An 18989-nucleotide genomic window follows, 5' to 3' on the forward strand; every position below is an offset into this window, starting at 1 on the left:
CCAAGGGGGTTCCTGTGGTCAGGTTGCGGGTCAAGGTGGCCGCGGTCGCCTGTGCGTTCGTGCTGGTACCGGTGGTGGCGAGTCAGGTGATGGCCGCCGATCCGCCGGAGCACCTGGGCGTGGGCGTACCGGTCGCCAACCGAACAGCCACGGCACAGGTCGGCGATGTCGGCCTGTCCGGCGCACGGGTGGTCACAACAGACCTGGTCGATCACACCCTCTGGGAGACCAGCAACAACGGCACGACCTGGACCGCGACGGGCGGCTCCAACGACACCAAGCCCTTCCAACTCGAGGGCTCGAGCCTGCTGAGCTTCCAAGCAGGCTCGGCCAAGGTCAACGGCCTCACCTTCCCTGCGGCCGACGAGGTGATCCTGGGCAAGGGCGGCAAGCTCGTCTCCCACCGCACCCCGAACGCAGCCACGGCAGAGGTGTACGACGTAGCAACCAAGACCAAGGCGGCCGACTTCGCACCGCCGTTCGCCATGTCCGACTCGACCGTCTGGAAGATCACCGAGCCCGGCCACCTGACCGGCAAGGACCTCACCACAGGCACGGTCAAGACCGTCCTGGTCGCCAGTGCGTGCACAGTCGGACCGGACCGCGTCAACGGTCGCTGGGCGCTGCTCAGCGGCTGCAACCAGGTCGTTGACGTGAAGGGCCCAGAAGCCCCGCGCAACCTCACCGTCGCGGCCGACTCCCAGCTCGGCAACGGCTTCACGGTCCAGAAGACCACCGACCAGGACCTGCTCGTCACTGACCTCAACGACCAAGGACTCGGTCAGCGCCGCTACGGACCGGTCCGCGGCACCCCCGCCAGCTTCCGCGCCGACGGTTCCGGCCTGGCCAAGATCGTGTACGCCGACCCGGACTCGAAACCGCGCGTGATCACGCTGAGCTGGCTCACCGGGGACCCGCAGCAGCGACCGGACACCGTCGCGCCAGTACTGTCCAGCGCGTCGGCGGGCGACCGGATCCGCGACAACACGAGCCTGTCGTTCGAGTGGGCGTTCACCGACCCGCAGGACCCCAACTCCCCCGCGACCGGCGTCGACTCGTACGACCTGCGCATCCAACAGCGGCCTAACCGCACCTCGCCGTACGGCGCCTGGAACCAGGTCCCCTCGTGGCAGGGTCTGAAGACGACCGGCGCCAGCTACACCGCACCGATCGGCACCGACACGTGCTGGCAGGTCAGGGCGCGCGACTACGCGGGCAACCTCAGCGCGTGGAGTACGTCGTACTGCAGTGAGGTCGATGGGACCGCGCCGTCGCTGGTCACGCTGCGGATCGGCGACCGGGTCGCGGTGACCGCACCCGTCACCTTCCGCTGGGCCTACAAGGACGACACCGACGTGGCGTCGTACGACGTCGTCTACAAGGTCGCCGCGCCGGGCGTTGCCCTGGGCAAGTGGATCTACCCGCCAACCTGGCAGAACACCAAGATCACGTCGATCTCCTGGACACCCCGGCTGGGCTGGGACGAGTGCTTCCTGGTCCGCTCCCGCGACTACCTCGGCAATCTGTCCGCCTGGTCGCCGCAGATCTGCAGCGTCGTGCCCCAGGACGACCGCGCCCTGACGTCGGCCGGGTCCGTCACCCGCTCCACCAGCACGCTCGCGTTCCAGGGCACCACCTCGATCCTCAAGGCGAACGGCGCCTACCTGACCAAGGCGACCGAGGCTGGCGCCCGGATCGCGCTGGTCGCCATCCACGGCCCGGGCCAGGGCCGCGTCGACGTCTACCACGCCAACATCAAGATCGGCACAGTCTCACTGGCAGCCACCACCACAGCCCGGAAGGTGACCTACCTTCCGATCACCCCGTTCCGGACCGGCGCGGTCAAGATCGTGTCCACCTCGACCGCCCCGGCCACCATCGACGGCATCGCGTTCCTCAGGGTCAATCCCTAGACCTATCGCGATCCGTAATGGCTGTGACCCCCGTCACCGCGTGGTGGCGGGGGTCGCCTATTGCGACACGAGGTAATTCATCACCAAGGAATGGAATTCGAAAGACAAGCGCTTACCCGTAGGCGATACTGGAAAGTGCGCCGTTTTCCGGTCGCGACCCTCCTTCTACGCCAAGCATGATGGGAAGTGCGCCCGTCCAGATGCCGTCAGAAAGACCTGCCCAAGCGCCGTCGATTGCAGCCCCTACCACCCGAGCACCCGAACGCAGCCGCAACCTCTGGCGGCTCCGCCCCTATCTCAGACCGCACAAGTGGCGCCTGGCGGTGATGTTCTCCACCGCCATGCTGGGCGTCGGGGTCAGCCTGACCGTCCCACTCGTCACCCGCGCCATCATCGATGGTCCGGTCACCCGTCGCGAACTCGACCTGCTGGTTCCCCTCGCTCTCCTCGCCCTCGGCCTCAGCATCAGCGAAGTACTGCTGGTCTGGGTCCGCCGCTGGGCCCAGTCCCGGACGGTCAGTGACCTCGAGGCCACGCTCCGGCACGACCTCTACGTCCGGTTGCAGTCCCTCCCGATGGAGTTCCACACCCGCTGGCAGAGTGGCCAGCTACTCTCCCGCGTCACCACCGATCTGTCCACCATTCGCCGGTTCATGGGCTTCGGCCTGCTGTTCCTGGTGATGAACATCCTCCAACTGGCGGTCGTCACCGCCCTGCTGCTGCGGCTGTACTGGCCGCTCGGCGTCGTCGTCCTGGCGGCGGCGGTGCCGATCATCGTGGTGTCGCTGAAGTTCGAGCGCAAGTACCTGGTGATCTCGCGCCAGGTCCAGGACCAGCAGGGCGACCTGGCCACCCAGATCGAGGAGTCCGCGCTCGGTTTCAGGGTGATCAAGGCGTTCGGCCGGCGTCAGCACGTCCAGCGGCAGTTCGACGACGGCGCGGTCTCCCTCTACGACACCTCGGTCGCGAAGGTCCGGCTGGCGTCGAGGTTCTGGAGCTTCCTCGGCGTGATCCCGAACCTGACCCTGGTGATCGTGCTGCTGCTCGGCGCGCTCGCCGTCGGCCGGCAAGCGATCACGCTCGGCACGCTGGTCGCGTTCATCACGCTCATGCTGTCGCTGATCTGGCCGGTCACCTCACTCGGCGCCATCCTGGCGATGGCGCAGGAGTCGATGACCGCGGCGGACCGGATCAGCGAGATCCTGGACACCTGGTCCACCATCCAGTCCGGCGATGAGGAGCTGAAGCACCCGCGCGGCCACCTGCGGTTCGAGAACGTCAGCTTCCGGTTCTCACCCGACTCCCCCGAGATCCTGCACGACGTCAACCTCGACCTCACCCCCGGTACGACGCTCGCCCTCGTCGGTGCGACCGGGTCCGGCAAGACCACCCTGACCGCACTGGTGCCGCGCCTGTACGACGTGACCGGTGGGCGCATCACCATCGACGGGCACGACCTGCGCGACCTGACCCTGCAGTCGTTGCGCGGCGCGGTCGCCTCCGCCTTCGACGACCCGACGCTGTTCTCGATGAGCGTCCGGGAGAACCTCACTCTCGGCCGGCCGGACGCGAGCGAGGCCGATATCGAGCAGGCGCTCCAGGTCGCCCAGGCCGAGTTCGTCAAGGACCTGCCGTGGGGCCTGGAAACCCGGGTCGGCGAGCAGGGCATGTCGCTGTCCGGTGGCCAACGGCAACGACTCGCACTGGCCCGGGCCGTGCTCGCCAAGCCCGCGGTCCTGGTCCTCGACGACACGCTGTCGGCACTCGACGTCCACACCGAGGCGCTGGTCGAGGAGGCGCTGCGCAACGTGCTCGCCGACACCACCGGCATCGTGGTGGCACACCGCGCGTCGACGGTGATGCTGGCCGACAAGGTCGCCCTGTTGCAGAACGGGACGATCACCCACGTCGGCACGCATCACGAGCTGCTCACCGACGTCCCGGCGTACCGGCTGCTGCTCGCGGCCGAGGAAGAGGAGGTGCACGCATGACTGTGCTCATGGCGACGCCTCCGGCGCCGCGGGTCATGAGGCTCGACTCCCGGCCTTCCCTCGTCACTCCAGTCGCTGCGCTCCCTGCGCTCCTCAGTCCAGGCCGGGAGGCCTCATGACCACGACCCAGCAGACACCTCCGAAGGCTGAGACCGAGGAGGAGCGGCCGGCCGAGGAATCCTGGCGGGGGTACTTCGACGACGAGGGCGACCGGGAGCTGACGCGGGCGACGACCATCCGGCTGAAGGAGGATTCCCGCAAGCTGCTCGGCGAGCTGCTCCGCCCGCACCACAAGATGATCTGGGTGCTGGTGGCGATCGTCATCGTCGAGAACGGCGCCCGGCTCGCGGTGCCGTACCTGGTCCACCTCGGCATCGACAACGGCATCCCGCCGATCCTGGCCGGTGAGGGTGCGACGACCCTGATCACCGTCGTGAGCACCGTGTTCGCGATGGCGTTGCTGCAGGCGTTCGCGCGGCAGCTGTTCCTGATGCGATCCGGGAAACTCGGCCAGACCATCCTGCTCGGCCTGCGCCGCCGGGTGTTCGACCACTTCCAGCGGCTCAGCCCGTCATTCCACGACAAGTACACCTCCGGCCGGGTGATCTCCCGGATGACCTCGGACGTCGGCGTCATCGACGAGATGCTGGCGAACGGGTTCGATGGCCTGGTCACGGCGCTGCTGACCTTGATCGGTACGGCGATCCTGCTGCTGACGCTGGACTTCAAGCTCGGGTTGCTGGCGCTGCTGTCGTTCCCGGCCCTGATCCTGATCACCGCCTGGTTCCGGCGCCGGTCCGCCGTCGTCTACCGCCAGACCCGCGAGGCCGTCGTACTCGTCATCGTGCACTTCGTCGAGTCGATGACCGGGATCCGCGCGGTGCAGGCGTTCCGCCGGGAGCCGCGCAACGAGGAGATCTTCCATGGTGTCAACGACCGGTACCGGGCGGCGAACCTGGAGTCGTTCCGGCTGAACGCGATCTTCATGCCGTCGATCAAGGGCGTCGGCAACATCACCATCGTCGCGATCCTGGCCTACGGCGGTTACCAGGCCTACCACGGGCACGTGACGGTCGGTGTGCTGACCGCGTTCCTGCTGTACCTGCGGCAGTTCTTCGAGCCGCTGCAGGACATCTCGCAGTTCTACAACACCTTCCTGTCCGCGAGTGCGGCGCTGGAGAAGCTGTCCGGTGTGCTCAACGAGAAGCCCGACGTACCGGAGCCGGTCAAGCCGGCGCGTCCCGGTAAGGCCCGCGGGCACCTCGAGCTGCGCAACGTGCGGTTCCAGTACGTCGACGGCGTACCGGTACTGCCAGGCCTCGACCTGGACGTGCCGGCCGGTCAGACCCTCGCCCTGGTCGGTACGACGGGTGCAGGTAAGACCACCATCGCCAAGCTGGTGGCACGGTTCTACGACCCGACCAGCGGTCACGTGCTGCTGGACGGGACCGACCTGCGTGATTTCACCGAGGACGACCTGCGTGAGCGGGTGGTGATGGTGACCCAGGAGAACTTCCTGTTCACCGGCACGGTCGCGGACAACATCCGGTTCGGCAAGCCGAGCGCCACGCTGGACGAGGTGGTCGAGGCGGCCAAGGTGATCGGCGCGCACGACTTCATCATGGCGTTGCCGGAGGGCTACGAGACACAGGTGGAGAAGCGCGGCAGCCGGCTGTCCGCCGGCCAGCGGCAGCTGGTCGCGTTCGCCCGGGCGTTCCTCGCGGATCCCGCCGTACTGATCCTCGACGAGGCGACGTCCAGCCTGGATATCCCCAGCGAGCGGCTGATCCAGCGCGCGCTGCGGACCATCCTGGCCGACCGTACGGCGATCGTGATCGCGCACCGGCTGTCCACGGTGGAGACCGCGGATCGCGTGCTGGTGCTCGAATACGGCCGGATCATCGAGGACGGCGCACCCACCGACCTGGTCACCACCGGAGGCCACTACTCCGGCCTCCACCAGGCCTGGGAAGACTCCCTGGCCTGAGCCAACGTGGAGGTGGGCGCGTGGGTTGGTCTGACCCACGCGCCCACTCTGCGCGCTCCTCCCTGGGCACGGAGACGGGTACTGGAAATGCTGTGGCGGTGGCCGGCCCAAGGGTGACAAGGTGACGCGTATGCCCGAAGTCGTGCTACCGCTGACGGTGAGAGACCTGACTGCCGAGGACCTGCATCCGGGCTTCTCCGGGTGGTCAGCGACCTATCGTCAGGGCACATTCACCGCGCTCGACCGGGCGAAGCGCGGCGAGGTCGACTTCCTCGCAGTCTGTCCGCCCTCGGGTATTCCGGTGGCGACCGGCGGGGTCGACTACGCCAAGCCCTCGGGTATCCCAGTGCTGTGGCAGCTTTCGGTTGATGCGCCGCTGCGTTCCTGTGGCATTGGAACGGTCCTTGTCCGCGCCTTGGAGCAGCGGATCCGCGGACGCGGCCTCACCTGGGCCGAACTGGGAGTGGACGAGAACGAGTCACGCCCGCGCGCACTCTATGAACGCCTCGGCTACGTCGTCACCGGCCGCGAGCCCGGATCCTGGGACCAGGAGGCGCCGGACGGCACAGTCACCCGCTACGAAACGATGATCACGGTCATGCGCAAGCAACTTGCCTGGACCTCTGCCTAAGAGCTCGCACATCGGATCGATCTACGCCTGCAAGGCAGGCGGCTGCCGCCCGGGCAGTTCGCCCGGGCGCGTGGGAAAGCGGTCCGCTGTTCGGGGCCACTCGCTGTGAGCCGTTACCTGCGGCGGGAGACACGCCGCGCGGTGCGGCGCCCGGTCCGGCGCGCGACCCTGCGTGATCCAAGCATCGGTTCTCCTCCTCCCTGTGCGGTGGCGAATGACGGCGCTCGGTCAGCGTGCGGCGCCCGCAGTTTCCATCTCGTGCAGTTCCTTGGCTTCCTCAGCCGATACCAGCCCGATCTCGATGAGGTCCAGTGGGCTGATGAAACCGTCGCTGATACGGAACCCCCCGGCCCGGGCAATGGCATCCCGGAGCGGCACTGCCCAGTGGTGCTCCAGCAGGATGAGCGCCGCGGCGGAGTCATTCGGGATCTCCTCGAGCACATCCCAGGCCTCCTCGGCGGTGAACGCGCTCACACCGCCCTGCTCGGCAACCGCCTCGGCGCCGGCTTCCGCGCCGGCCACCATGCCCTCCTCGCCCTCGAAGCCCAGGCCGATGAGCGCCCCGATCTTGCTGCCCAGCTCGATCGCTTCGTCCTCGGACAGGTTGCTGAGATGCTCGGCCTCCAGGTCGCCGTCCGCGCTCTTGTAGACCGCCAGCGAGTCGATCACGCGGACGGTGTCGCTCTCACGGAGCCGTTCGAGTTCGGCGATGATCTCACCGTGGAATTCAGGGTGCTGGAATCCCAGCACGATGAGCTGTACAGGTCCGATTGCCATGTTCCGCTCTCCCTCTCCTCTCCTGAGCATCCCCGCTCACAGCCGCAAAGTCATCTCGGCTTGTGGTCCGTGGGTGCTGTCAGGAGGCGTCGATATGCCTGCGCTCCACACTGGTGCGCGCGTCACCTCCACGCGTCATCCACAACGGATGAGCGTGGGGCCGAACCGGCGGAGCAAGGCCGATCAGCCGCTGCGACCTCGGCCTGCTCATGCTCGAACTCGGCTGAGGTCACGGCCGTGATCCGGCGGCCCGCACCGACCTGCGGCTTGCGAGGAGAGCCGCTTGGAGTAACGCCTCAGTCACTCCACGTCCACGCGACTCGACCGGGCGGACGATCAGCGGGCGACGAAGGAGCGCGCAGGTAGACCTAGGCGCTGTGGAAGGCCTCGACGACCTGTTGGACTCGGTAGGCGCTGGCGAAATCGGCCAGGTCGGGGGTTTGCTCGCCGCGGATCGCGCGAGCGAACAGGGACAGGCGGGTGGTCTCCGAGCCGGGTTCGCCGGTGAGGTCGACCGGTTGCCAGCCGTTGCCCTCAGCAACGAACAGGTCGCGCCAGTTGCTCAGGCGATAGGACTGCCGCGACCCCCGCAGTACCCACTCATAGGTCGTCGGCTGAGCGCCCACCACACCGGTCAACTGCACCGGGATGTCGCCGGCCCGCATCAGGCCGTACGCCGCCGTCTCGCTGCCCGGACCGCGATGATCCAGTACGCCGTGAACCAACTCCAGCGGCCCGACCAGCCGATCGGTCAGATACGCGAAATGCGAGAACACCTCGCGGACGAACCCGCCTTGCGCCCGCTCACCCACCCAGGTCGCCGCGGCCTGGAACTCACGCGGCCAGACCGGGAAGGCCAGCCGGATCTCCACCGCCAGCACCTCACCGACTCGACCGTCCGCGATCGCCGCTTCGACGTACCGGGTGGATTGCCGATCCGACAACGAGAAGTTGACCGCCGCCGCGCGGCCACTCGCCTTCGCGGCTGACAGCATCGCCTCCGCGTCAGCGGCCGATACCGACAGCGGCTTCTCGCAGAACACCGCCTGCCCGGCCTGCAGAGCCGGTACGACGAGCGCCGCGTGCGTACCGGGTGGTGTCGCGATGTAGACCGCGTCCACCCCATCCGCACCGATCACGTCTTTGGGCTCGGTGCTGAACACAATGCCAAGGTGCTCGGCGGCCAGGCGCGCGATCATGGCGGGGTCGAGGTCGGCTGCCCGCGACACAACGAAGTCCGGGTGCGGGAGGGCCGCGGTGAACAACCCCTGGCCCATCGCGCCGAGTCCGACGATGCCGAGGCGGATCGGAGTCGAAGTCATGCGGCCAGTCTCTCGCGACGAGTCCTGTCGGAGCAGGCCGGTAGCGTGACGGACATGCTGACGACGCTGGCGGTGGAGAACTACAGGTCACTGCGGCGGTTGGTCATGCCCCTGCGCGGTCTGAACGTCGTCACCGGCGCGAACGGCACCGGGAAGTCCAGCCTCTACCGCGCACTCCGTCTCCTCGCCGACGCCTCCCGCAACGGCGCCGTCGCAGCGTTGGCCCGCGAAGGCGGCCTCCAATCGACGCTGTGGGCAGGCCCGGAGCACGTCCGCAAAGACCGCCCGGTGCAAGGGACCGTCCGCACCAAGTCGGTCGGGTTGCGGATGGGATTCGCGGGTGACGACTACGGCTACCTGATGGATCTCGGGCTACCGGTGCCGAACGGCTCGGTGTTCGATCTCGATCCGGAGATCAAACGGGAAGCGCTTTGGTCAGGACCCTTCCTGCGACCAGCCGCGCTGCTGGTGGAGCGCGTCAACCGCGAGGTGCGAATCCGTTCCAATGACGGCGACTGGCAACGGGGCGGACATCACCTGCAGACGTTCGACAGCATGCTCAGCGAGTTCGCCGACCCCGAGCGCGCCCCCGAACTCCTGACCGTCCGGGACCGGCTCCGCTCGTGGCGCTTCTACGACCACTTCCGCACCGACGCCGCCGCACCCGCACGACGCGTCCAGATCGGCACCCGTACGCCGGTCCTCGGCCCGGACGGTGCCGATGTCGCGGCAGCGCTTCAGACCATTCGCGAGATCGGGGCCAAGGGAGCCCTCGACGAGGCGATCGAGTTGGCGTTCCCGGGCAGCCAGGTGCAGATCGTCAACGCCGCGGGCCGCTTCGAGATCGCCTTCCGGCAGCACGGGCTGCTCCGGCCGCTGTCCGGCGCCGAACTCTCCGACGGCACACTCAGATACCTCCTCTGGGTCGCCGCCCTGCTGACCCCACGACCGCCCGAACTCCTGGTCCTCAACGAACCCGAGACCAGCCTGCACCCGGACCTCCTGCCCGCCTTGGCGAACCTCGTCGTCACCGCCGCAAAGGAGGCGCAGGTCATCGTCGTCACCCACTCCCGCCCGTTCCTCGCCTCACTCGAGGCCCTCGCCGACGACCTACAGACCATCGAGCTCATCAAAGACCACGGCGCCACCACCATCGCCGACCAAGGCCCCCTCGACGAACCACCTTGGAAGTGGCCGTCCCGCTAGTGAATCCAGATCGCGCCGCCGTCGTACTCGACACACGCGGCGTCTCTGTGTTCGCTCGGCCAGTCGACGTTGTCCTTGTCGATCCATTCGATGGTGGTCCGACCGCCATTCTGGTGGGCGATCAACTGATCCAGTGACGTCCACGAGGAGGTCACGACAGGTGCCCCGGCCAGTGCAGCGCGACCTGCCCGCTGCTCCAGACGGCTCCCTCGGCAACAATCCCTGTCTCGCTTTCGGCGGCCCCACGATGGCGTCGTACAAGCCAGAACCGACGCGGCGGTGTGAGATCGGGGTCGAGCGCGTCGCTGCTCATCTCAGCCTCTCCGGGACGTCATCGCCCACCCAGGCTGCTGACCGCAGTACTGGCCAGCCCCGGTCGGTGAGTTTGACCGGACGCTGCTTGAGCGGTGGATCCAGCAACCCGCGGAGCATCCGGATCGTGTCTTCGGCGGCGCGGTGCACATCGAGGATCCCTCGCACCTCCGCCAGCACAGCCGTTGGCTCTCTCGGTGCCGACTGGTTCATCGTTGCCCCCGTAGATCTTGCAGCGAGTTGGAACGGCCAGGGCGACAGGGCAGGAAGACGGCGCACCGCCCTACGCACTCGAAGCTCACCCACCGCCCTGGCCTCACCACAGACTCTGCCGTCAGTCACCCACCGAAACCACCGAGGCGGTCTGTGATCATTCCAGGCATTTATCCCCGCCTGACAGGGACGTTTCGTGGCACCATGGGTACGGTGAGTATCGACCCCTCCCCTCGCTCCGCCGCAGCCGGAACGAGCCTGCGCCAACAGCGGCGACACTGGGCCGCCGAACTGCGAGTGCAGGGCTCCACTTGGGTCGAGGTAGCGGAAGCATTCTCCGACAGGTACGGCGTCAACCCACGCGTCGCCTTCCGCCTCGCTCACGACTGGAGCCAACGCGATGCCGCGGACCGGTGGAACCAGCGATGGCCCGCCGACCCGAAGACCTTCAAGAACTTCTCCTACTGGGAGCAGTGGCCGGCGGCGACCGGCTACGCGCCGTCGCTCGAAGTGCTAGCCAGGCTGGCGGAGCTGTACCAATGCTCCGTTGCCGATCTCGTCGCCGACCTGGCGGACTTCAGGTGGACGGACTCAGCTCATGCGGCCGGTGGGAACCTGACCGGTTCGTGGGTCTCCCGGTACACCTACTACTCGTCCGGCCGAGGTGAGGAGCTGCACGGCGAGCACACGGTCCGGCTACGCCACTCCGGTGGCCGGATACTCGGTACCAATGATCCAGGGGAACTTGGATCGAGGCTCACGCTGGACCTGTCCCTCAGCGGAGCGATCGCCACCGGGACCTGGACCGAGCGAACGTCATCTGTGGGTTACTACCGAGGGGCCGTGTACCACGGAACGATCCAGCTCGTCGTCAGTCCACAGGGGCGCTCGATGACAGGCCGGTGGCTCGGATTCGACAAGGAGTTCAACGTCAACTCTGGCGACTGGCGCCTTGAATGGCTCGAGGGTTGAACTCACAGCTCGGGGACCCCAACGGATCCGCTGATGAGGGCAATGATCGTCGTGTCTCTGGCGAACGCTCCGCGAGTGACCTGGTCGAAGAGCGCGTACATCATCTTTGCCTCGTAGACCCAATCGAGCAGCAGGCCGTGTCTCGTGTCGAAATCCTCGATGAAGTCGTCCAGCTCAGGTGTCCGCTTCGCATAGCCACCGAAGTGGTAGTCGCCTTCGAGGCGCCACGTGCCAACTCGTGAGCCGTACGTCGCCTGCTGCAGTTCGACGATCTCATCCTCGAGGAATTCGCCGCCTTTCAGCACCGGAACGCCAACCACCTGTTGATGCGCAGCCATTCCTGCTGCGACGCCGGCCAGCGTTCCGCCGGTACCAACCGCACAGAACAGCGCGTCGAACGGCTCTTTCAGTTCAGCTGGCAGTTCTGCGCATCCAAGTACAGCCGTACTGTTGCTGCCGCCTTCAGGGAGCAGGTAGAAATCACCGAACTCTCGGTGCAAAGAGCTGATCACAGCATCCGAGGTCTTGGCGCGGTAAGTGGTGCGATCGAGATAGGTGAGCCGCATACCGCGGGCCGTGGCGTAGGCGAGCGAGGGGTTCAGCGGCACATGCTCCTCGCCCCGGATCACGCCGATCGTCCTGAAGCCTCCGTAGTGGCCAACCGCAGCGGTCGCCCGAATGTGGTTCGAGTAGGCGCCGCCGAAGGTCAGGAGCGTATCCAAGCCGCGTTCGCGCGCCGTGGAAATGTTGTACTTCAACTTGCGCCATTTGTTGCCGGGGATCTCTGGGTGGATGAGATCGTCACGCTTGAGCAGGACACGAACGGCCGAACTGGCCAGGCGATCGTCGTGAAGCTCCGACACCGGCGACGGAAGCTGAAGATCGACCGACTGAAGCTCACGCACCACCCCAGCATCGCACGACGACACCCCGGTCGCTCGACCGCTGCCGACCGTCCACGGTCTGCTGCAGATCCACCTGCTGGCGACACCACGGGGTAGTTGCGGAGCGGGCGACGAAGGAGTCCGCGCACAGCGCGTGGCAGCGCGCAACGCAAGACCGGGCGGGCGGGAGCACCGGCGAGCACGCGACGTAGGAGCGGGCGTAGTGGTGCGTGGGTAGATCAGCTAGTCCTTGACGGATTCGAAGCGGACGAGGATGAGGGAGCCTATTGCGGAGAGGACGAAGCCGGCGATGGCGCCGGGCCACCAGCCGGAGCGGACGGCGTCGTCCAGGACGAAGACTCCGACGGCGGCGGGCGTGATCGTTTGGAGCGCGATCATCGGGGTGGTGGCGAGCGTTACCGAACCTCGTTGCAGTGCCAGCGAGTAGAGGATGAAGGCGAGCGCTCCGCTGATCGGCAGGGTGTACGTCGTTGGGCTGCGGAGCAGCTCGCTGATCGAGCCGTCCTCGAGCAACCGGGCTGAGATGGCGACACCGGCGTACCCGAGACCTGCCAAGAGACCGAGCAGGGCGGTGGAGATGCCGTGTTGTGAACGACTGGCGAGGGCACCGAGTACGGCGATGACCACGAGGCCGACGATGATGCCGATGGTGAGGCCCTGGTGGCGGGCGCTGTCACCCGCGTCGCCGGCAGACACGGCAAGCAGGCCGAGGCCGACGCAGACCGCGATCACTGCGGACCATTCGAGTCCGCTCAACTGGTCCGACATCAGCCGGGTCGCGAGCAGGGCGGTGACCACCAGGCTGGCTGCGATCCCGGCCTGGGCGAGGTAGAGCGGAAGCAGGCGCAGGGCAACGAAATGCAGTGCGAAGCCGGCCAGGTTCAGCGCCAGCGCGGCAAGAAACGCCGGTTGCTTGAGCAACGCGACGATGAACCCGCCGAGCCGCCGCGGATCGAGCTCCGACTCGGTCGGCACCTTGCGCGAACCGACTGCCTGCAGGATCGAGGCGATACCGAAGAGCACCGCGGCACTGAGTGCCGCGCCGAGACCAAGAAGCACTTACGCGACCTTGCGTCGGGGTACCCAGAAGGTCAGGTACAGGCTGAGGACCCCGTAGTACAGGAGATACGACAGCGAGACAGCGACCACGATGGCGTTCGGGTTCGGCATCTGGGCGAGCAGGACGGCGTACGACGCCAGCCAGATCGCGGTGGTGAGCAGGTTCAGCGACCGGAACGCCTTCGTCCGAGACGGGTAGACGTACTTCACCGGTACGAACACCAGGATCGAGCAGACCACCAGGATGACGCCGGTGGTGACCGGGCTGAGGCCGAGGATCACCACGTAGAACGCGACCACGTTCCAGTAGCTGGGGAAGCCGAGGAAGAAGTGGTCGTCGGTCTTCGCGTCGACCCGGCAGAACTGGTAGCTGGAGGCAAGCAACGGCAACGCGGCCAGCGCCGCGCCCCAGCCGCCGGACGGCAGGTAGTCGCCGGTCCAGAGCAGCACGATCGGGGCGAAGGCGTAGGTCAGGTAGTCGACGATGTTGTCGAGCATCGCGCCGTCGAACCACGGGATGGTCTCCTTCACCCGCAACCGGCGTGCGAGCATCCCGTCGGTCCCGTCGATCACCAGTGCGGCCAGACCGAGCCAGAGCGCGCGGACGGCGTCCCCGTCGATGGCGGCGATGACGATGAGCAGCGCGAGCACCGTTCCGCTCGCGGTATAGGCATGCAGTGCCAGTCCGGCCAGACGCAACCGCGTCGACCCGACGAACGGTTCCTGCACCGCGTCGTGTGTGGTCAGGACGACTCCCAGAACTCGGTCGACGCAGCGCGCGCCGGGCCCGGTCAACGCAACCGCGCCGGCCCCAGCGTCTCACAACCGCTGGGCTGCTTCGCTCACCCAGTACCCTTCCGCCGTGGATCTGTTCACAGACCTTACGAGGACGGCCCGGACCTTCCCCTGATGCGCGGCGGCGTGGTCGTCGAGGTCGGCCTATTGGTCCCCGGCATCCGGTACCGGGTGCTCTGGGTGACCGACGGCGTCGTGAAGATCGCCGCCGGCTCCAGCATGGTGTGGCTCAGCTACCGGGTCTAGTTGACCGGCTCCAGCACGAACTGCGGGATCTTGCGGGAGGTCTTGGTCTGGTACTCGGCGTACGGCGGGTAGGCCGCGACCGAGCGCTGCCACCACTCGTCGTACTCCTCGCCCTCGATCTCACGGGCGACGTACTCCTTGGTGACGTCGCCGTCCTGCAGCGTGAGCTTGGGGTCGGCCTTCAGGTTGTAGTACCAAACGGGGTTCTTGGGCGCGCCGCCGAGCGAGGCGACGGCGGCGTACACACCGTTGTGCTCGACGCGCATCAGCGGCACCTTGCGGAGCTTGCCCGACTTGGCGCCGCGCATGGTGAGCAGCACGACCGGCATGCCCATGATGTCGACCGCGCCCGTGGTCCCGGCCGCCTCGACCTTCTCCACCTGGTTGCGAACCCAGCCGGTCGGGCTCGGGGCGTAGTCGTCACTGTTCGATGTCATGTGACCGATCATAATGGTGATGCGTCACCATCAACAATCACCGCGCGTCGCCGCCCGATTCCCGGACAGCTCGTGGGGCTGTCGCCGGACCGCCGGACAGAGTCGCGGGACTGCCAGACTGAGTCGCGGGGCTAGCGGACAGATCAGCGGGCGACGCCGGGTTCTCGGACAGCACGGCCTCGACCTGTGCCGTTTCGGCGATCTCCGCGATCACGGCCAGCCGGCTGTCCCACTGGGCAGCGACATCCGCGATCCAGGCCGCGGTCTCGGTCAGCGCCTGAGAGCACAACTCGAAGCGCACATCCCGGCCCAACCGGCGACTCTCGACCAGCCCGGCCTCCCGCAGTACGGCGAGATGCTGCACTACGGCCTGCCGTGTCACCGGCAACTCCCCCGCCAACGACGTCGCCGTCCGCCCACCACCGGCAGCCAGCAACTCCACGACGGCCCGCCGAGTTGCATCACCCAACGCCCCCAGCACCCCGTCCACGCGTACGGCGGGAGCCCCGGAGCCGAGCGACGAGTCCAGTACGTCACTCACAACGACGGCGCCAGCTCCGTGAGAGCGGCAAGACCACCATCCCAGCCCTGCGCCGACTCGTCGGCCCGCTTGAGCTGCTCCTGCGCCGAGACCTCCAGCCGATCGAATCCGCTCTCCACGACCAGCAGCCTGGTCCCCTCACCTTCCGGCGTGAGGGTGAACTCCACCAGGTTCGAGTTCCCCGGCATCGGATCCACACCCGGATCGACGGCGTACCGGTACGCGAACCGCCGCCCCGGCTCCACCTTCTCCACGAACCCGAGATACTCCCCGTGCTCGTCCCACCGCATCACCAGCCGCCCACCCGGCCGCAGGTCGATCTCCGCCCCGCCGAACGCATACCAGCGGGCAAAGTTCTCCGGTTGCGTCACGGCCGCCCACACCACCTCCGGCCGCGCCTCGACGTACACCTCACGCTCCACCCTGCTCTCCATACCTCCAACCCTGCCACTCGACAGCAGGATGTGCAAGTCACCACTTGCACATCACGGAGCGCAGGACTGAAGCTGGGTCGCGGTGGCAATGGTGGCCTCGATCCAGCGGCGGCGCAGGAAGTGCGCCTTGAGCAACCGGTGGACGCCGTCCAGGACGACCAGGCGACCGCGGTAGGCGACCAGGTTGATCGGGCGCTCCAGGTCGGCATCCATCACGCGCTGGTAGGGGGCACGGAAGTTCATCGGGGTGGCGGCGACCTGGTTCGGGGTGACCTTGAAGCGTTCGCCGTCGAGCTGCCACAGCGGCAGGTCGAACATCCAGATCAGATCGGCGACCTCCACCGGCTCGACCTTCAGGTCGAGCTCCCACAGCTTCTCCAGCTGCCATCGGTACGGCGGGAACGCATCGCGGACCGAGTCCGGCATCAGGGCGAGCAGTTCCCCGAACGAGACGTCCGGCGCAGCCCGATCAGCATCCGCGTCGAAGGAGACATCCTTGTCGATCGTCACGGTCGTGCAGGCTACGCCATCCCCAGAGCCATTCGCGGAGGCATCCGCGAAGGCATCCGCTAGGCATCCGCGGACCGCGGCCTCAGCCGAGCGCCGTGCGGTGGATGATCACGATCGCGGAGTCGTCCCCCGGACCGCCGGCTGCGTCGACCAGCACATCGGCACCGCCCTGGAACCCCTGTGCGACCAGGCGTTCCGCGGCCCCCGCCAGCCGGTCGGTCCCCCGGCCGATGTCCCGCAGCGGCGTCTCGACCATCCCGTCGCTGTACAGGAACAACGCGTCCCCCTGCTTCAACTGCCCGTGGTTCACCGAGAACTCCGGCGCCTCCATCAGCCCGAGCAACGGCCCGTCGGCGTCCCGCGTCTGCCACCGCCCCGACCACGCGTCGAACTGGATCGCGGGCGGATGACCGGCCGTCCGAACGTCGAAGTTCCCGGTCCTCAGATCGACGGCGACATGCACCACGGTGGCGAAGTCGTCGTCCCAGTCCTGGCGCCGCAGATACCGGTTCGCCGATGGCAGGAACTCCTCCTCCGGTACGACGCCGAGCAGTCCGCCGAACGCTCCGGACAACAGCAGCGCCCGGGTCCCCGCGTCGATTCCCTTGCCCGAGACATCGACCAGTGCAACCTCGAGTACGTCGCCGCGGGTCGTCGACACGACGAAGTCACCGGAGAACGTCGAACCGCCGGCCGAGCGGATCGCCACCTCGGCGAGCCAGCCGGCCGGCAGCGGCGGCAACTCGCCCTGCGCGGTGAGGATGTCGCGCAACTCCATCAGCATCGACTCACCGCGCGTCCCCGGCACTCCGAGCCGGCTGCGCACCTTGGCATTGGTCAGCATGATCCAGCCGATGACCGCGAGGACCAGCACAAAGCCGATCCGGGGCAGCGTCAGTCCGCGGGACAGGACGACGTACGCGCCGAACGTCACCGTGATCCCGGTCAGCGCCACCAGTTCGCGGAACCTCAGCAGCAGGCCGCCGAGCACCAGCGGGATGATCAGCAAGGAGGCCGGTACCAACGTCTGCCAGACCAGGCTGGAGACGGCAAAGACGACAGTCGTCAGCGCCAGCGCGACGAAGGCGAGCCGATGGGATCGGCGGGCACGTCGCCCCAGCCATTCGACCCGGCGGCCGATCCGTCGTACCTCAGCGAGACCGCCACTCCTGTTCATGGTGTGAAGAAGATAACGGCACTGGCTGGTCCGCGCATCCAGTCGTAACACAACTGATGAATGTCAGCTCTTGCGCGTGAGGCCGGTGCGCTGGCACTTCGGGCACCAGAACAAGTTGCGTCCGGCCAATATCTCGGTCCGGACCACCGAATGGCAGACGTGGCAGCGCTGCCCCTGCCGGCGGTACACATACACCTCGCCACCATGGTCGTCCTGACGTGGATCGCGGCCCATTGCCTCGGGTGTGTGGTCGTCGGCCACGGTATCGATCCGGCCGGTCTCGACGCCGTACTTCATCAGCTCGAGCAGGTCGTCCCACATCCCCTGCCACTCGCGCTTCTTCACCAGGTGGCCGCGTGTCATCGGATGCAGCTTCGCCCGGAACAGCACCTCGGCGCGATAGACGTTGCCGACGCCGCTGAGTACTTCCTGGTCCATCAGCAGTTGCCCGATCGGCAGCTTGCTGCGGTGGATCCGTTTCCAGGCCAGCTCAGGGTCGGCGTCGTCGCGCAGTGGGTCCGGACCGAGCCGGGCCATCAACGCCTCGCGCTCGGGATCGGTCAGCACCTCGCACACGGTCGCTCCGCGCAGATCGGCGTACGACGTCTCGTTCTGCAAGCGGAGCCGGACCTGACCGACCGGCTCGGGCACCGGGGCCGGCCCGAAGTCGACCTTGCCGATCAGGCCGAGGTGGATGTGGAGCCAGCCTGCGCCCTCGAAGTCGGCGAGGAAGTGTTTGCCGTGAGCCTCGGTCTGGCGCAGGACCTGCCCGTTCAGCCGCGCGGCGCCGTCGACGAACCGGCCCTGCGGGCTGGACGCCTGGACCGGGCGGCCGCCGAACGCGTCCCAGACGTCGTTCGCCAGCCGGTGCAGGGTGTGACCTTCAGGCATGATTCCTCTTATGGGTATAACAGGTTCGTCAGGAGCCAAGGGCCGCAGCGGCCCACCCACCCCGGCGGTCGTCGGCACGGGCCGCTCGATGCGGGCCCGTGACGTCTCCCGCCCACGTCACCCGGTCAACCGCCGCCCGGTCGAACCGAAGCCCTCCGAGCCGGAGCCGGCCGATGACGACAAGCCGGAGGCTCAAGGCAACGGCGGCAGCTCGCCGGTCGACTCGTAGGCGGACAGCATGTCGATCCGTCGGGTGTGCCGGTCCTCACCCGAGTAGTCGGTGGCCAGAAACGTGTCGACGAACCCGGTCGCCTCGTCCTCGGAGTGCATCCGCGCCCCGACGCTGATCACGTTCGCGTTGTTGTGCTCGCGCCCGAGCCGCGCGGTGTCGGTGCTCCAGGCCAGGATCGCCCGGACCCCCTTCACCTTGTTGGCCGCGATCTGCTCACCGTTGCCGGAGCCACCGATCACGATGCCGAGGCTGCCCTCGTCCTTGGCCACCCCCTCACCGGCCCGCAGGCAGTACGGCGGGTAGTCGTCGACCGCGTCGTACACGGCCGGGCCGTGGTCGACGACGTCGTGTCCGGCAGCCTTGAGGTGCTGGACCAGGTGATTCTTCAGTTCGAAGCCGGCATGGTCGGAGCCGATGTGCACTCGCATGGCCTGCAAT

The 18989-nt window shown here is 67.5% G+C and carries 23 protein-coding genes; 8 read left to right on the forward strand and 15 right to left on the reverse strand.

The window, feature by feature from the left end; translation table 11 throughout:
• Nucleotides 1-14 precede the first annotated feature (14 nt).
• The 4 genes from EV652_RS04135 (at nt 15) to EV652_RS04150 (ending at nt 6522) form a co-directional block, all read left to right on the forward strand.
• Nucleotides 15-1913, forward strand: coding sequence for a phage tail protein (locus EV652_RS04135; RefSeq protein WP_132207557.1), 1899 nt, complete (start codon nt 15-17; stop codon nt 1911-1913).
• 326 nt (nt 1914-2239) lie between these two features.
• Nucleotides 2240-3904, forward strand: a complete 1665-nt coding sequence (locus EV652_RS04140) for an ABC transporter ATP-binding protein (RefSeq protein ID WP_242001537.1) — start codon at nt 2240-2242, stop codon at nt 3902-3904.
• A gap of 115 nt (nt 3905-4019) precedes the next feature.
• Nucleotides 4020-5891 carry an ABC transporter ATP-binding protein gene (locus EV652_RS04145; protein WP_132207559.1) on the forward strand — a complete coding sequence of 624 codons (1872 nt, stop codon included), beginning with the start codon at nt 4020-4022 and terminating at the stop codon, nt 5889-5891.
• A gap of 130 nt (nt 5892-6021) precedes the next feature.
• The gene (locus EV652_RS04150; RefSeq protein ID WP_132207560.1) at nt 6022-6522 is read left to right on the forward strand and encodes a GNAT family N-acetyltransferase; all 501 of its coding nucleotides are present in this window, start codon (nt 6022-6024) and stop codon (nt 6520-6522) included.
• A gap of 228 nt (nt 6523-6750) precedes the next feature.
• Here EV652_RS04150 and EV652_RS04155 read toward each other — a convergent pair whose 3' ends face one another.
• Nucleotides 6751-7272, reverse strand: coding sequence for a hypothetical protein (locus tag EV652_RS04155; RefSeq protein ID WP_199237988.1), 522 nt, complete (start codon nt 7270-7272; stop codon nt 6751-6753).
• A gap of 395 nt (nt 7273-7667) precedes the next feature.
• Entirely contained in the window at nt 7668-8621 is a 954-nt protein-coding gene (locus tag EV652_RS04160) for a Gfo/Idh/MocA family protein (protein ID WP_132207562.1), read from the reverse strand.
• Nucleotides 8622-8675: 54 nt separating this feature from the next.
• Here EV652_RS04160 and EV652_RS04165 point away from each other — a divergent pair, with 54 nt between their 5' ends.
• Nucleotides 8676-9827, forward strand: a complete 1152-nt coding sequence (locus EV652_RS04165) for an AAA family ATPase (RefSeq protein WP_132207563.1) — start codon at nt 8676-8678, stop codon at nt 9825-9827.
• Here EV652_RS04165 and EV652_RS43915 read toward each other — a convergent pair.
• Genes EV652_RS43915 through EV652_RS04170 form a run of 3 tightly spaced genes read right to left on the reverse strand, consistent with a single transcriptional unit; the run spans nt 9824 to nt 10352 of the window.
• Nucleotides 9824-9982, reverse strand: coding sequence for a hypothetical protein (locus tag EV652_RS43915; RefSeq protein WP_158441086.1), 159 nt, complete (start codon nt 9980-9982; stop codon nt 9824-9826). The genes EV652_RS04165 and EV652_RS43915 overlap by 4 nt on opposite strands.
• Entirely contained in the window at nt 9979-10140 is a 162-nt protein-coding gene (locus EV652_RS46455) for a hypothetical protein (protein ID WP_500784484.1), read from the reverse strand. Before EV652_RS46455 ends, EV652_RS43915 begins: the two co-directional genes overlap by 4 nt.
• On the reverse strand, nt 10137-10352 hold the full coding sequence (locus tag EV652_RS04170; RefSeq protein WP_132207564.1) for a hypothetical protein: 216 nt from the start codon (nt 10350-10352) through the stop codon (nt 10137-10139). Before EV652_RS04170 ends, EV652_RS46455 begins: the two co-directional genes overlap by 4 nt.
• 213 nt (nt 10353-10565) lie before the next feature.
• Here EV652_RS04170 and EV652_RS04175 point away from each other — a divergent pair, with 213 nt between their 5' ends.
• The gene (locus EV652_RS04175) at nt 10566-11324 is read left to right on the forward strand and encodes an XRE family transcriptional regulator (protein WP_132207565.1); all 759 of its coding nucleotides are present in this window, start codon (nt 10566-10568) and stop codon (nt 11322-11324) included.
• Between the two features lie 2 nt (nt 11325-11326).
• Here the strand turns inward: EV652_RS04175 and EV652_RS04180 are convergent, their stop codons facing one another.
• The 3 genes from EV652_RS04180 to EV652_RS04190 form a co-directional block, all read right to left on the reverse strand.
• Nucleotides 11327-12229: a 1-aminocyclopropane-1-carboxylate deaminase/D-cysteine desulfhydrase gene (locus EV652_RS04180; protein ID WP_132207566.1), complete on the reverse strand. Its 903-nt coding sequence runs from the start codon at nt 12227-12229 to the stop codon at nt 11327-11329.
• 222 nt (nt 12230-12451) lie between these two features.
• On the reverse strand, nt 12452-13288 hold the full coding sequence (locus tag EV652_RS04185; protein WP_132207567.1) for a hypothetical protein: 837 nt from the start codon (nt 13286-13288) through the stop codon (nt 12452-12454).
• Nucleotides 13289-14017 carry a CDP-alcohol phosphatidyltransferase family protein gene (locus EV652_RS04190; RefSeq protein WP_132207568.1) on the reverse strand — a complete coding sequence of 243 codons (729 nt, stop codon included), beginning with the start codon at nt 14015-14017 and terminating at the stop codon, nt 13289-13291. It abuts the gene before it with no gap.
• A gap of 180 nt (nt 14018-14197) precedes the next feature.
• Between EV652_RS04190 and EV652_RS45705 the strand changes: the two genes are divergently transcribed.
• Nucleotides 14198-14329 carry a hypothetical protein gene (locus EV652_RS45705; RefSeq protein WP_255512565.1) on the forward strand — a complete coding sequence of 44 codons (132 nt, stop codon included), beginning with the start codon at nt 14198-14200 and terminating at the stop codon, nt 14327-14329.
• On the opposite strand, the gene EV652_RS04195 is transcribed toward EV652_RS45705, so the two are convergent.
• The 6 genes from EV652_RS04195 to EV652_RS04220 all read right to left on the reverse strand — a co-directional run bounded on the left by EV652_RS04195 (nt 14326) and on the right by EV652_RS04220 (nt 18319).
• The gene (locus tag EV652_RS04195) at nt 14326-14766 is read right to left on the reverse strand and encodes a nitroreductase family deazaflavin-dependent oxidoreductase (protein WP_132207569.1); all 441 of its coding nucleotides are present in this window, start codon (nt 14764-14766) and stop codon (nt 14326-14328) included. The genes EV652_RS45705 and EV652_RS04195 overlap by 4 nt on opposite strands.
• Nucleotides 14767-14803: 37 nt before the next feature.
• Nucleotides 14804-15307: an ArsR/SmtB family transcription factor gene (locus EV652_RS04200; RefSeq protein ID WP_242001538.1), complete on the reverse strand. Its 504-nt coding sequence runs from the start codon at nt 15305-15307 to the stop codon at nt 14804-14806.
• The gene (locus EV652_RS04205; protein WP_132207570.1) at nt 15304-15741 is read right to left on the reverse strand and encodes an SRPBCC domain-containing protein; all 438 of its coding nucleotides are present in this window, start codon (nt 15739-15741) and stop codon (nt 15304-15306) included. The genes EV652_RS04200 and EV652_RS04205 overlap by 4 nt, the downstream gene beginning before the upstream one ends.
• A 51-nt stretch (nt 15742-15792) precedes the next feature.
• Nucleotides 15793-16251, reverse strand: coding sequence for a hypothetical protein (locus EV652_RS04210; RefSeq protein WP_242001539.1), 459 nt, complete (start codon nt 16249-16251; stop codon nt 15793-15795).
• An 82-nt stretch (nt 16252-16333) separates the two neighbouring features.
• Complete coding sequence (locus tag EV652_RS04215) at nt 16334-17428, reverse strand: PP2C family protein-serine/threonine phosphatase (RefSeq protein ID WP_132207571.1); 1095 nt, start codon at nt 17426-17428, stop codon at nt 16334-16336.
• A gap of 63 nt (nt 17429-17491) precedes the next feature.
• Nucleotides 17492-18319, reverse strand: coding sequence for an Fpg/Nei family DNA glycosylase (locus EV652_RS04220; RefSeq protein ID WP_132207572.1), 828 nt, complete (start codon nt 18317-18319; stop codon nt 17492-17494).
• Between the two features lie 10 nt (nt 18320-18329).
• Here EV652_RS04220 and EV652_RS04225 point away from each other — a divergent pair, with 10 nt between their 5' ends.
• Nucleotides 18330-18548, forward strand: a complete 219-nt coding sequence (locus EV652_RS04225; protein ID WP_132207573.1) for a hypothetical protein — start codon at nt 18330-18332, stop codon at nt 18546-18548.
• Here EV652_RS04225 and EV652_RS04230 read toward each other — a convergent pair.
• Nucleotides 18512-18979, reverse strand: coding sequence for a ribose-5-phosphate isomerase (locus EV652_RS04230; RefSeq protein ID WP_132207574.1), 468 nt, complete (start codon nt 18977-18979; stop codon nt 18512-18514). The two genes, EV652_RS04225 and EV652_RS04230, sit on opposite strands and share 37 nt — an antisense overlap.
• Between the last annotated feature and the right edge of the window lie 10 nt (nt 18980-18989).

It is taken from the genome of Kribbella steppae, assembly GCF_004342025.1.
In the GTDB taxonomy this organism is placed as follows: Bacteria; Actinomycetota; Actinomycetes; order Propionibacteriales; family Kribbellaceae; genus Kribbella; species Kribbella steppae.